The following is a 13,095-nucleotide window of genomic DNA, read 5'->3' as shown; positions in this document are numbered from 1 at the left end:
GGCAACAGGCAGCCTATTAAATAGACCCATGTCTACTAGCGCACAAGCTCAGCAACCAAACACTGCTGATTTTAATAAGCAAACGATTCAAGATATTCCTAAGAACATGCCTGCTGCAAAAATGGAAGTTCGAGATCTAAACTTTTATTACGATGATTTTCAGGCATTAAAAAACATTAATATCGATATCGCTGATAAAAAAGTGACCGCTTTTATTGGTCCTTCAGGTTGTGGTAAGTCTACGCTACTGCGTACCTTTAACCGCATGTACGATCTATATCCAGGTATGCGTGCAGAGGGCAACATCAATTTAGATGGCAAAAACATCTTGGGTAAAGACATCGATGTGAACTTACTGCGTGCACAAGTTGGTATGGTTTTTCAGAAGCCAACGCCGTTCCCGATGTCAATCTATGACAATGTCGCCTTTGGCGTACGATTATATGAAAAATTAAGCAAAGACGAGCTGGATCATCGCGTCGAGTGGGCACTGAAAAAATCAGCGCTATGGCCAGAAGTGAAAGACAAGCTAAAAGCATCAGGACTGTCGTTATCAGGTGGTCAGCAGCAGCGTCTGTGTATCGCCCGTAGTGTGGCGACCAAGCCTGAAGTGCTGCTACTCGATGAGCCGACATCAGCACTGGATCCTATCTCGACGGGTGCTATCGAAGATTTGATCGAAGATCTGAAAAACGACTACACCATCGCTATCGTCACTCATAATATGCAGCAAGCAGCGCGCGTATCTGACTACACGGTCTATATGTATTTGGGTGATATGATTGAGATGGGTGAGACCGATCAGATATTTACCAAACCTACCCAAACCGCGACAGAAGACTATATTACAGGTCGTTATGGCTAACATTGATTGAGATTGAAATCGGTACAAGCAGACAAAGCTGATTAGCATGTCATAAGCCGACTTTCTAACTTCACAAGCACATCGCGCTATTAAAATATAGATTCTAGGGAATACCTCTCATGCAAAGTGATAAGCATATCTCCAAAAGTTTTGACCAAGATCTTGATGAAGCCATCCGTTTATTTTTATATATGGGTGATAGCGCGGCTAACCAAGTGGCCAAAGCCATTCACGCTCTTATCGATAAAGATGAAACACTGGCACAAGAAGTCATCGATATGGACTTCGATATCAATCGAATGGAAGTCGAACTCGACGAGCACATTTTATTATTGGTCGCCAAACGCCAGCCAGCTGCCAGTGATTTGCGCTTAGTCATGTCGATCAGTAAAGGTGTGGTTGATTTGGAACGTATCGGTGATGAAGCAGTAAAGATTGCGCGAATGGCCAGCAAAATAGCGGCAGAAGGTAAATCAGCATACGGCTACGCTGAAGTTCAGCATCTGAGCAATCAAGTTCGTCTGATGCTAAACAACTCGTTAGAAGCTTTTAGTCAATCGAATGCGGAGCAAGCGTTTGAAGTGATGCGTAATGACAGCGCGGTCAATACCGAATATCAGTCAGCCATACGTGCTTTGATGACTTATATTATGGAAGACTCGCGCCACGTATCAAAAGTCATCAATATCATGTGGATATTACGATCGCTAGAGCGTATCGGTGACCATGCACAAAATGTCGCAGAGCTAGTGATTAACTATATCAGTGGACAAGACGTGCGTCATTCAGACTATGCCATGGTCGAAAAAGCGGTACAAGAAGCCAATGATCGCTTAGCTGCTCGTCAAGTTAGTACGTTGTCAGCCAATGAGCTAGAAACATCAGATAGTGATGAAGGTTGATAGGAAAGGCTGTGGTTTTTACCTTATAAAAAACGCGCTATAGTAAGCGCGTTTTTTTATAACTACTAAATGTAGCTAGTAGAAGGTAATTAAACACTAGCTTTCTGGTGTCCAACCTTGTGCGCGCTCATAGTCTTCGTTGTCTAAGAACTTATCACGCTGCTCTGTTAAAAACTTTTTAGCAGCAGGATCCATCATGCTTAGATGATTCTCATTGATAAGCATCGTTTGATGCTCAAGCCATTCTTTCCACGCTTTTTCAGATACGGTCTCTTGCAGCTCTTGGCCTTTCTTGTTAGGGAAGGGTGGATGCGGCATTTTCGGTAAATCTTGCTTATATTTACGGCAAAACACAGTATTTGCTTGAGGGTTAAAAGTCTCAGTCATAAGGCATTCCTTATTCATTATATTAAGTGATTAAATCAAATATCATATGAGTCTATGATAACGGTCTTGGTAGATTTAGCAAAGGGTACTAATGTACATCATTAGACCTCTATCCATTTGTTATAAAGTCTCTGGTAGTTGGTCTATAACAAATACTATCTGCGTTTAATTTTTTTATTTAAGTTCTTAAAGCTAGTGATATTTTGAAAATGAAATTGGCTAAACCAGCAAAGGTCATAAGACAAATAAAAACACCCGCATAAGTAGCGGGTGTTAAGTTTAGATTGGCAAGTTGGCTATTGTCTGTAATTTACTGATTAGGCAAAAGCTTTTAAGCGAGCACGGCCATTGACCACCGCCTGCTTGACTTGGTTTGGCGCAGTGCCACCTAAATGGTCACGAGCTGCTAATGAGCCTTCTAGCGTTAGATAGTCGAAGACATCTTCACCGATAGCATCGCTAAATTGCTGTAGCTGTGCCAATGACAAATCACTTAGATCAACACCCTCTTTGATGCCTAAAGCAACAGCATTACCAACGACTTCATGAGCGTCACGGAATGCCACACCTTGACGTACTAGGTAATCTGCCAAGTCAGTCGCAGTCGCATAGCCTTTCATCGTCGCAGCACGCATGCTTTCCTTGTTTGGCGTGATATTTGGTAGCATATCAGCAAACGCTAATAGTGAACCTGTCAACGTATCAACGCAATCAAACAAAGGCTCTTTGTCTTCTTGGTTGTCTTTGTTGTAGGCGAGCGGCTGGCTCTTCATTAGGCTAAGCAAAGTCATCAACTGACCAAAAACACGCGCCGCTTTACCGCGTACCAACTCAGGTACGTCAGGGTTTTTCTTTTGCGGCATGATCGATGAGCCCGTACAGAAGCGATCTGGTATCTGCACAAAATTAAATTGTGCTGACATCCAAAGAATAATCTCTTCGCTCATGCGTGACATATGCATCATCAGGATAGAAGCCGCTGAAGTAAACTCAATCGCAAAATCACGGTCTGAAACAGCATCAAGTGAGTTTTGACAGATACCTTCAAAACCTAGTAATTCAGCAGTAATGGTACGGTCGATTGGGAAAGTCGTCCCAGCAAGCGCTGCGCTACCAAGTGGCATCTGATTGATACGGCGACGTGCATCGACAAGACGTTCAGTATCGCGATATAACATCTCAAACCATGCCATCACATGATGCCCAAAGCTGACAGGCTGTGCCGTTTGCAAATGAGTAAAGCCTGGCATGATAGTATCGGTATGCTGCTCAGCTAAATCAAGCAAACCGCTTTGCAAGCGTACTAATAACTCAATGATATTATCAGTCTCTTCACGCAACCATAGGCGAATATCTGTGGCTACCTGATCGTTACGGCTACGACCAGTGTGTAGCTTTTTACCAACAGCACCTACAATGTCAGTCAAACGTGACTCGACGTTCATATGCACGTCTTCCAGAGCGATCGACCAGTTAAACTCACCCGCTTCAATCTCTCGCAATACTTGCTGCAGGCCATCGATAATGGTGGCAACTTCATCAGCAGTTAAAATGTCACATTCTTTCAGCATCGTTGCATGCGCAATCGAGCCTTGAATATCGTGACGAGCAAAGCGCTGGTCAAAGCCCACAGAAGCAGTAAAAGCAGCAACGAAGCTATCTGTCGCTTCACTGAAGCGTCCGCCCCACATTTGTTGGCCCTGGCTGCTAGCAGGCGCAGTCTGCGTTGTGATACTTGTTATAGGAGCATCTGTGCTAAAATTAGAGTTAGATGAACTTTTACTTGATTCAGGATTACTAGGTTTTGAAGAATTGGCGTTCATATCGGTACAAGACAAGTCAGCAGAATAAGAACTCGAGTATAGCAAATGATGAGGTTGCCTTACTAGCTACACGCTTAGAGTTTTTTATTCCTAAACTCATGGAAATCATGAGGCCTTGGCAGTGGCTGACATATATCTTTTTTTGGTCCTTGTTTCTGACAGTGATTGAGCGTCATGGTTTATCAAGTTGGTCTGACTTTATTATCAAGTTTTTTTCACGAGTGATACAAAATGCATTGACTGCTATTCCAGCCCTATATTTAGTTGACCACCTGCGTCCCGCTTTTAAAAATGCCAGCATATTTAGTGTGAGTATACGTATCATACTATTACTCATGTTTACGGCTATTGTCTCTATGGCATTAGTGACACTATTTATGATAAATTTTGGCTGGCTAGAATATGATGGTCGAACCTTTGTACTCAATATAATGCTCAATGCATTACTTACAGCAGGGTTCACTACTGTATTTTTATTATATTTTTTACGGAGCTACCGTGAGTTAAATGCGCTAAAATTGTCATTTGAATATAAGTTGACAGCGCAAAACGACTTAATAAAAGCTCGTACTGCACCGCACTTTTTCTTCAATACGATCAATACCTTAGTGTCATTGATTGAGTCTAACCCACCAAAGGCGGCTGTCTTATTACAACATGTATCTGCACTATTCCGTGCCAGCTTTAGTGGTACACATGAGATTAGCTTTGAAGAAGAGATCAATCTTTGTGAACACTATTTAGCCATTGAGTCCAGCCGTTTAGCCGATAAGCTTGATGTAAACTGGCAGTTACCTGATGAAAATATCATGTACGATATGGTTATCACAGCGCTAACGCTACAAAGCGTGTTAGAAAAGATACTGCTTAATGTGGTAGAAATGACGACAGAAACTGTTTATATCAACATCAAAGTCACTTGGCAACAGCACCGGGTTAAAGTGACGATTGGTGTTGAACTCCCTAAGAAAACCTTGAACATCAATCACGATTTACGTCAGCATATGGATTTTTATATTCAGGCTGATCGTTTACGTGCTCACTTCGGCCAAAGCGCCGATATACAAAGTAAAGTGGACAGCACTCATATTGTCACCGTTATTGATTATCCCCTTCAGGACGTTGGATTATAACTTTAATCTTCCTCTTTTAGTTTGAAATTTCAAATTGTTATCAATAGTATGTGGCATACTTATTGCATTACTCTATTTAGAGATGTTTCTCTTTATGTTGAATAAAGAATGGTTACGAATGAGTAATATCATAACTACCGTGGAACACATTTACACCATATAAAACTTACCCATAGCAGTAGTATATTATCCACTATCAAACTTAGTGGTTTTTATCGAAATTTCACTAAATAATTGAGATTTTAGATTCTAAGTGATTGATAATGAGTGCTAATATAGCCGTAACACTTTTAAAAAAATATTGAGTATGTCCTTGGAGAGGAGTTTGCATGCGTATCGTAGTTTGTGATGATGAGCCCCTAGCGCGTGAGCGTTTGGTAAGAATTGTACAGGAGTCAGGTCACGAAGTCGTTGCTCAGGCTACAACAGGTGCAGAAGCCATTGTCGCCGTAAAAACTCAGCAGCCAGATATTATACTATTAGATATACGTATGCCTGAAATGGATGGAGTGCGCTGTGCTCAAGAACTTGCTAAACTTGAGCACCCACCAGCAATTATTTTTGTGACGGCATACGATCATTATGCGATTGCAGCATTAAAAGCCAATGCAATCGGTTATTTGTTGAAGCCGGCCAATAAAGGCGAGCTATTAGAAGCGTTGAACAAAGCAAAGAACTTAAATGCCGCTCAACTGAATGAAATTCGAAAACTCGAAGATCCGACAGCACGGCCAATACGCGAACATATCGCTGCTCGTACTCATCGCGGTGTTGAATTAATTAAGCTAACAGATATCTATTATTTTGCGGCAGATCAAAAATACGTCAAAGTACGCCATAAAGATGGTCTTGTATTGATTGATGAAACGCTAAAAGAGTTAGAACAAGAGTTTGATGATCGCCTTTTCCGAGTACATCGTAATGCCATTATCAACCTTAGTTATTTAGACTTCTTGGAAACTTTAGATGCAGGCCAATATCAGATACGTTTTAAAGGTATTGATGAGGCGTTAGCGGTAAGTCGACGTCATTTACCTGCCTTACGTGATAAAATCCAAAGCATGTAATAGGCTGTCCTGATAGCGACCAATCATTCCATATCATCAAACCCTTATTTATGCTTAAATAGGGGTATTTTTTTGCGTCAGCATCTACTATTAACCATTTGAGTCGCCTATGCTTTGGCAAATTTGCCCTATCGAGTAATATCGACGTTAATCAGTATAAATATGAATAGTACTGACATTGGGAATATAGCCACCATAGTATTAATATCGAACTTATTGAGGCCCTTTATGAGCAAACCGCAGCAACCTGTTTTGACTACTCTAAATATCGCTACACGTCAAAGTCCTTTAGCCTTATGGCAGGCCGAGCATATTCGTGACCGTTTACTGGTGTTGTATCCTGATCTGACGATTAATTTACTAAAAATTGTCACTAAGGGTGACAAGATTTTGGACACACCTTTGGCTAAAATCGGTGGAAAAGGGTTGTTTGTAAAAGAGCTTGAACAAGCACTGTATGACAAACAAGCGGATATTGCGGTGCACTCATTAAAAGATGTACCCATGCAACTTCCTGAAGGCTTAACATTAGGGGTCTACTGTAAACGCGCCTCACCAACAGATGCCTTTGTATCCAATACCTATAAGAGTATTGATGAGCTACCACAAGGTGCAGTCGTTGGGACATCGAGTTTACGTCGTCAATGCCAGATCAAAGCCTATCGTCCTGACCTGCAGATCAAAACATTGCGCGGCAATGTCGGCACTCGTTTGGGCAAGCTAGATGCGGGTGAATACGATGCCATTATTCTGGCAACGAGCGGCTTGCAACGTATTGAGTTGGACGAGAGAATACGCGGTGAGCTTGACATTGCAGCCTGCTTGCCTGCAGTTGGACAAGGTGCTTTAGCAATTGAATGCCGTGAAGGCGATGAAGAAGTCCTCAAATTACTTGCACCACTCAATGATGATAAAGCCCGTATTCGACTGATCGCTGAGCGTGCTCTGAACCGTCATTTAGAGGGCGGTTGCCAAGTACCGATCGCCGCTTATGCAGTTCTGCAGACAGCTGAAGAAACCAGTGTTAATAATGATAACAATGGTGATAATGGCAATAATGACAGCGGGAATGTGCTGTGGCTACGCGGTCGAGTGGGTCAGGCTGATGGTAGCGAATTGTTGAAGGCAGACAAACGAGCTACGTTGGTTGGGACACAAGCCGAGCAAGAAGCCCAAGCCAACCAACTGGGTATCGATGTCGCAGAAATGCTACTTGCCGATGGCGCAGGAGCTATTTTGTCAGCGATCTATCAGCCTGAGTAGTAAAAGTACAGTCGCTATAGGCTTGATTAATCGCAAGATAGGCTGATCTAAGCATCAGCCATTTTTGTATACTTAAGCCTTTTTCACTCATTTTTTGTCATGGTATATCGATGTCATCAATGCCAACTCAGTCTACATACACAACTTCTCATAGGAATTGTTCTAATGAGAAGTTAAAAGTAATGCCGCAAATTGTCATCAATACTCGCCCAGTAGAGCGAGCAGCAACGTTGACTCAGCATTTACAAGCGGCAGGATTGACAGTGATTGAGATGCCGATGTTGACGCTACGACCACGTCCAACAACTGATCTAGATATTGCATTAATGCATCAGTGGTTGACGGGGGAGTACAAAGCGCTTGTTATTGTCAGTCCAACTGCGGCAGCTTCAGGGCTAGTCGCTTGGCAATCACTTGAACATGAAAAGCATAAATACAAAGCGAAAGATAGTAATGACAAGTATGCGCAGAGATTGCCAGAAGGCTTATCCCTACCTAGTCCTCTGATTGCGGTTGGTGAAGCAACGGCGGCAGAGTTCAGTCAGGTGCGTATAGATACAACAAACTATCAAATACTTCAGCCTGAGACTGCCAATAACGAAGGCATGCTAGCAATGCCTGAAATCGATAGCTTACAAGCAGGCGATAAGTTACTAATATGGCGAGGGCTTGGTGGTCGACGATTATTGGTTGATACATTGCAGGCGCGCGGTGTACATATTGATAGTATTGCTTGGTATGAGCGTACAATGCCTATCGATGCAATGGCTGAGTATCAGCAGTGGCAACAAGCATTTCTTACGCATAGTACTGCGTCAGATATTGCCCTACCAAAGCAGTCAAAGCCAATTGTCGTGATCAGCAGTGCGGCGGCTTTTGAGCATTGGTCAAGTATCGTCAATGACGAGCAACCGAAGATGTTAAAAAAAGAGCAAAATACGGATGCAGTGGCTGATATAGCAGAGCGGCCTTCGCTTACGCTAAAAGACTTTTCTTACGTTGTGTTGGGTGAGCGTCTTGCCAATATGGTTGCCGCACAGCATTTGAGCTACTGGCGAGTAGAGGATTTGTCGCCAGATACGATTCTCTCAGCCATTAATTTTAAAATATAATACCTTAAACTTCTCATTTGCTTTAAACATGTTTATCTATACCAATAACGGTACTGCCTTATGTCAATGAATTCTGAGTCCTTATCTAAGGATCCTTCTACTGTTCAGCAGCGCCGGCAAGCAAATATTTTGCTGCTACGGATGCAATGGCTGGTTATCTTATTGCTGATCGCTGCATTATTGTGGCTATATATTAGTCAGCAGCGCTTTCAGCATAGTGTCAACGACCGTTTGCAGAGTAATGAGCAAGTAATCAGTCGACTAAACGAAATGGACGACCGTCTATTTGCCATGAGTCAGCAGACGTTGCCAGAACCTAGAGTTAAGGCCAGTAGCCAAGCTCAGAATCAGTTGGACCTATTGCGTATCCAAATTAAAGCGGCTGATAGACTGTTGGCGGATAGTAATGACAGTGCAGCGATTGAGCTATTGCGGGGTTTACATTGGCAATTATCGCAAAGCAGTAATGAGATTGCGCCTGCGCTAACCATCGTTATTAAGCAAAGTTTGCTCAAAGATATTGAGCGTCTGCAGGCACAAAGCTCACAGCCAAGCCCATGGCAAATACAAAATCTGGCGATTCAAAATATTCAGGAGTTTTTGCATAGTCATGAGCGTCTTGGCAGTTATCAAGGTACGGATCTACAGCGTCGAGAGCTGGTAGATGCAGCTATTGAAAATAAACAGCAGCCTAAAGCAACCAATGCCACTGATACCTCAGCGACTAATGACACAAATTTAACGCGTCGTCAGCTTACTATCCATGAAGTCATCATGACACTGAATTTAGCAAGCCAAGCCAGCAATATGCGTAAGCAAGATCAACTGGTCAGCTATTTGACGCAAGCACGCAGACAGTTAAAAACGTTGGTGCCTAAGGCCTCAACTAGCGACAATAAAAAGTCAGTACAAGCTGGCGCGATTGGCATTGTACAAGCCGATAAAAAACCAATCGATGGTCAAAGTAATCTTGAGACAATGAAAGCACCGAGTGACATACCAGAAGTAATTGTATGGCTAAATCAGTTGATTGCTCATGCACCAAAACCAGCGCCATTACTGACGACAGAAATCTTAGACAAGCCTCAACGCTAACGAAAGCTAGTCACAATAGTTAATACAGAAAATATAAAACGTAAGGTAAGCAATGACCCATTTTAATGAAAGCTCAACATCTATATCTGATACAGCAAACGAACACCGCCCTGAATTACTAGCTCATTATCCTGTTATTCATCATCAGCCGATACAGTGGGGAGAGATGGATGCCTTCAATCACCTGAATAATGTGGTTTACTATCGTTACGCTGAGTCAGCACGCATTAGTTATTTGCATGCGCTAGGTATGTTTGATGGCAGTATGGTCACTGTTTTAGCCCAGTCTAGCTGCCAGTATTTACGCCCAGTTACTTATCCTGATACGTTATTATTAGGAGTTCGTTGTAAGCGTTTAGGCAATACAAGTATGGCGATGGAATATAGTTACTATAGTACCGCACAAGAAACAATCGTTGCTACGGCAGAGGCTGTGGTAGTACGTCTGGATAGTGATGGAAAAGGTAAATTGCCATGGACGGCGGCAGAGCGTCAACAACTGCTAGCACTGGAAGCCAAGTTTGGTCATACGCCTGAGCTTTAGGTCGGTTTCTATATGAGTCGATGATTCATTTCATCGAAGAAGCTATCTTTAATTAAAATCTAAAAACAAAAAAAGGCACGCTAACATAATGTTAGCGTGCCTTTTTTATCACTCATTCTGCAACTATTTTCTTAAACAGTCGTTAGTCTTGCTGCGGTGCATGAACAAAATCAACTACGTTTAGATCAAAACCTGACAATGCAAAAAACTTCATTGGCGATGATAATAAGCGCATATCACGGACACCTAAGTGACGTAATATCTGTGCACCAACGCCGATACTACGATAAGGTTGCTGCGTGATGGTTGATTGCGACTCGTTGTCTGCGGCTTTGTCCAGCGCATCTCCCAAATCAACTGGCTGATTACTACCAATCCATACCAGCACACCACGATCTGAAGCACTGATTTCTTCTAGTGCTGACTGTACGCTCCAGCCACTACGGCCAGTCATATCGTTTTTAGCTGCAAACAAATCGCGTAATGGGTGGAAACCGTGTACACGTACAGTGCTGACGCCTTCGCTGACATCACCTTTTACCAAGGCTAAATGTGTTTCTTCAGCGCCAAACTCACGGAAACGATGTAGCGTAAAAGTACCATGTTCAGTTTCAAACGGATGTGACTCAATTTCTTCTACCGTTTGCTCATTAGCGATACGATAATTGATAAGGTCAGCAATGGTGCCTATCTTGATGTTATGCTCTTTTGCAAATATTTCAAGGTCGTCACGGCGCGCCATCGTACCATCTGCATTGATAATCTCTACAATTACCGCTGCTGGCTCTAGACCCGCTAAACGTGCTAAATCACAACCCGCTTCTGTATGGCCTGCACGGTGAAGAACACCACCGTTTTGTGCCATAATTGGAAAAATATGGCCAGGCTGAACGATGTCTTCAGGCTTTGCTGACGAAGATACCGCCGCTTGAATAGTACGTGCACGATCACCAGCAGAAATACCTGTGGTGACGCCTTCAGCCGCTTCAATCGAGACAGTAAAGTTGGTGCTAAATTTAGCCTCGTTACGATCTGACATAAGTGGCAGTGCCAATTGCTGGCAACGTGCTTGTGATAAGGTCAAACAAACCAAGCCGCGTGCGTGAGTAATCATAAAGTTAATATCTTCAGGGCGGACATGCGTCGCTGCCATGATGATATCACCTTCATTTTCGCGGTCTTCATCATCCATCAAGATGACCATTTTTCCAGCACGAATGTCTTCGATAATCTCAGGGATTGCATTTAAACTCATAGTAAATCTCAATATTTTATTATTTATAAATAGGTGTCATTTAGAATATAAGGCTCTATCTGCTTATTCTAGCAGTAGATAATATAAAGCGCTGTTACGGTCAAGCAAAGCGCTACTACGGTCAAGTAAATCGCGCTATAAACAATATAATTTGATATAAAAGTGACTCGCTTAATTGCTTGTATATATCATTATGAGGTTATTTTAACGCTTTTCAGCGTCACGTGCTGTGCCATCTTCCCACTATATCGTTCAGTATGTCAAAAATAGTCATAAATATTATCAATGAACATTAAAACTGACTCATAAATCTGTGCGTTATATTTTTATTGATCTATATCGTAGTTAGTCATTACTCGCTGCTTGGCTTTCTAACCAATCCATAAATTGTTTACTATGCTGCTCACGCTGATTATCTGCAAACTCGTAAAAACTGGTACCAACCAAATTATCTGGTAAGTAGCTTTGAGGATAGTAATGGTTAGGATAATCGTGCGGATAAGCATAATCTTGACCGTAGCCTTGACTACGCATCAGTTTGGTCACGCCATTGCGCAAGTGTAGCGGTACAGGTGAGGCATCTTTTTCAGCCAACGCCATCGCAGCATTGATCGCTTTATAAGTGCTGTTGCTTTTGGCACTGGTCGCTAGATACACCACAACTTGCCCTAAAATAATACGCGCTTCTGGCATACCAATAGATTGCACACTACGCAATGCTGCATCAGCTAGGAGTAAGGCATTAGGATTGGCATTACCAATATCTTCACTGGCCAAAATCACCAAGCGCCGCGCAATAAAATCAGCAGGCTCACCGCCGACGAGCATACGTGCCATCCAATACAATGCCGCATCCGGATCTGAGCCACGGACTGACTTTATCATCGCTGAGATAATATCGTAATGCTGCTCACCATCTTTGTCATATCTTACCAAAGCAGTCTGTGCCACTCGGCTGACCAATTCATCATCGATAATCACTGGCGACTGCTTGGCATCAGCGGTCTGAATGGCTAACTCTAATAAATTTAGCGCTTTTCGAGCATCACCGTGGGCCAATTGACTAATGGTATCTTTTGCTTGTAAATCGACGGTTAATTTATTGAGTATATTATCTTCTGAAAGGGCTCGTTGTAGCACGGCACTTATCTGCTCAGGTGTTAACGGCTCTAAACGATAAACTTGGCAACGTGATAGTAGAGCGTTATTGACACTAAATGAGGGGTTCTCCGTAGTGGCACCAATCAAAGTAATGTCACCAGACTCTACCGCGCCCAAAAGTGCATCTTGCTGTGCTTTATTAAAGCGATGAATCTCATCAATGAAGACCACAGGTGATTCAAATGCCAGTGAATCTTTATTATCTAAGACTTCACGTAACTGTTTGACACCAGTATTTAACGCGGAAAGCGCATGAAAAGGTCGATTAACGGCATCGGCTAACAACATCGCAATGGTCGTTTTGCCAATACCTGCTTCACCGTGCAGGATAATAGATGGCAGATGCCCTTGTTCTACTAAACGTCGTAGCGGTGCACCAGCTGCCAGCAAATGCTCTTGACCAATAATATCGGTAAGAGAAGTAGGGCGCATACGCTGAGCAAGTGGGGTATCGGCATGGAAGTTAGGTGGCATACGACTCTCTATCG

12 protein-coding genes are annotated in these 13,095 nt (G+C 42.7%); 8 read left to right on the top strand and 4 right to left on the bottom strand.

The genetic code is table 11. The features are described 5' to 3' along the window. Window positions 1–28 precede the first annotated feature (28 nt). Together pstB and phoU are read left to right on the top strand one after the other, a co-directional pair. Window positions 29–865 carry a phosphate ABC transporter ATP-binding protein PstB gene (pstB, locus tag DXK30_RS08975; RefSeq protein WP_101204716.1) on the top strand — a complete coding sequence of 279 codons (837 nt, stop codon included), beginning with the start codon at window positions 29–31 and terminating at the stop codon, window positions 863–865. 119 nt (window positions 866–984) lie between these two features. After that, window positions 985–1,767: a phosphate signaling complex protein PhoU gene (gene phoU, locus DXK30_RS08970; RefSeq protein ID WP_057757817.1), complete on the top strand. Its 783-nt coding sequence runs from the start codon at window positions 985–987 to the stop codon at window positions 1,765–1,767. A gap of 96 nt (window positions 1,768–1,863) precedes the next feature. Here phoU and DXK30_RS08965 read toward each other — a convergent pair whose 3' ends face one another. Both DXK30_RS08965 and argH read right to left on the bottom strand, forming a co-directional pair. After that, entirely contained in the window at window positions 1,864–2,154 is a 291-nt protein-coding gene (locus DXK30_RS08965) for an oxidative damage protection protein (RefSeq protein WP_057757820.1), read from the bottom strand. Window positions 2,155–2,471: 317 nt separating this feature from the next. Beyond that, window positions 2,472–3,845, bottom strand: coding sequence for an argininosuccinate lyase (argH, locus tag DXK30_RS08960; RefSeq protein ID WP_114701548.1), 1,374 nt, complete (start codon window positions 3,843–3,845; stop codon window positions 2,472–2,474). Window positions 3,846–4,084: 239 nt separating this feature from the next. On the opposite strand from argH, the gene DXK30_RS08955 reads away from it, so the two are divergent. The 6 genes from DXK30_RS08955 to DXK30_RS08930 all read left to right on the top strand — a co-directional run bounded on the left by DXK30_RS08955 (window position 4,085) and on the right by DXK30_RS08930 (window position 10,191). Beyond that, entirely contained in the window at window positions 4,085–5,110 is a 1,026-nt protein-coding gene (locus DXK30_RS08955) for a histidine kinase (protein WP_227670778.1), read from the top strand. Between the two features lie 329 nt (window positions 5,111–5,439). Then, window positions 5,440–6,177 carry a LytR/AlgR family response regulator transcription factor gene (locus DXK30_RS08950; RefSeq protein WP_114701402.1) on the top strand — a complete coding sequence of 246 codons (738 nt, stop codon included), beginning with the start codon at window positions 5,440–5,442 and terminating at the stop codon, window positions 6,175–6,177. Window positions 6,178–6,405: 228 nt separating this feature from the next. Then, window positions 6,406–7,440, top strand: coding sequence for a hydroxymethylbilane synthase (gene hemC / locus DXK30_RS08945; RefSeq protein ID WP_114701401.1), 1,035 nt, complete (start codon window positions 6,406–6,408; stop codon window positions 7,438–7,440). 182 nt (window positions 7,441–7,622) lie between these two features. Further along, entirely contained in the window at window positions 7,623–8,552 is a 930-nt protein-coding gene (locus DXK30_RS08940; protein ID WP_227670779.1) for a uroporphyrinogen-III synthase, read from the top strand. Between the two features lie 60 nt (window positions 8,553–8,612). Further along, window positions 8,613–9,647: a hypothetical protein gene (locus tag DXK30_RS08935; protein ID WP_114701400.1), complete on the top strand. Its 1,035-nt coding sequence runs from the start codon at window positions 8,613–8,615 to the stop codon at window positions 9,645–9,647. 52 nt (window positions 9,648–9,699) lie between these two features. Further along, complete coding sequence (locus DXK30_RS08930; protein WP_114701399.1) at window positions 9,700–10,191, top strand: acyl-CoA thioesterase; 492 nt, start codon at window positions 9,700–9,702, stop codon at window positions 10,189–10,191. Window positions 10,192–10,333: 142 nt separating this feature from the next. Here DXK30_RS08930 and ribBA read toward each other — a convergent pair whose 3' ends face one another. Beyond that, window positions 10,334–11,446, bottom strand: coding sequence for a bifunctional 3,4-dihydroxy-2-butanone-4-phosphate synthase/GTP cyclohydrolase II (gene ribBA / locus DXK30_RS08925; RefSeq protein WP_114701398.1), 1,113 nt, complete (start codon window positions 11,444–11,446; stop codon window positions 10,334–10,336). Between the two features lie 345 nt (window positions 11,447–11,791). Beyond that, window positions 11,792–13,081 (bottom strand): replication-associated recombination protein A, encoded by a 1,290-nt coding sequence (locus DXK30_RS08920; protein ID WP_114701397.1) that lies wholly within the window; start codon window positions 13,079–13,081, stop codon window positions 11,792–11,794. Window positions 13,082–13,095: the final 14 nt, after the last annotated feature.

The sequence above is a fragment of the Psychrobacter proteolyticus genome, from assembly GCF_003350005.1.
In the GTDB taxonomy this organism is placed as follows: domain Bacteria; phylum Pseudomonadota; class Gammaproteobacteria; order Pseudomonadales; family Moraxellaceae; genus Psychrobacter; species Psychrobacter proteolyticus.
Note: the sequence above shows the minus strand (reverse complement) of the source record. Positions and strands in the feature narration are given on the sequence as shown.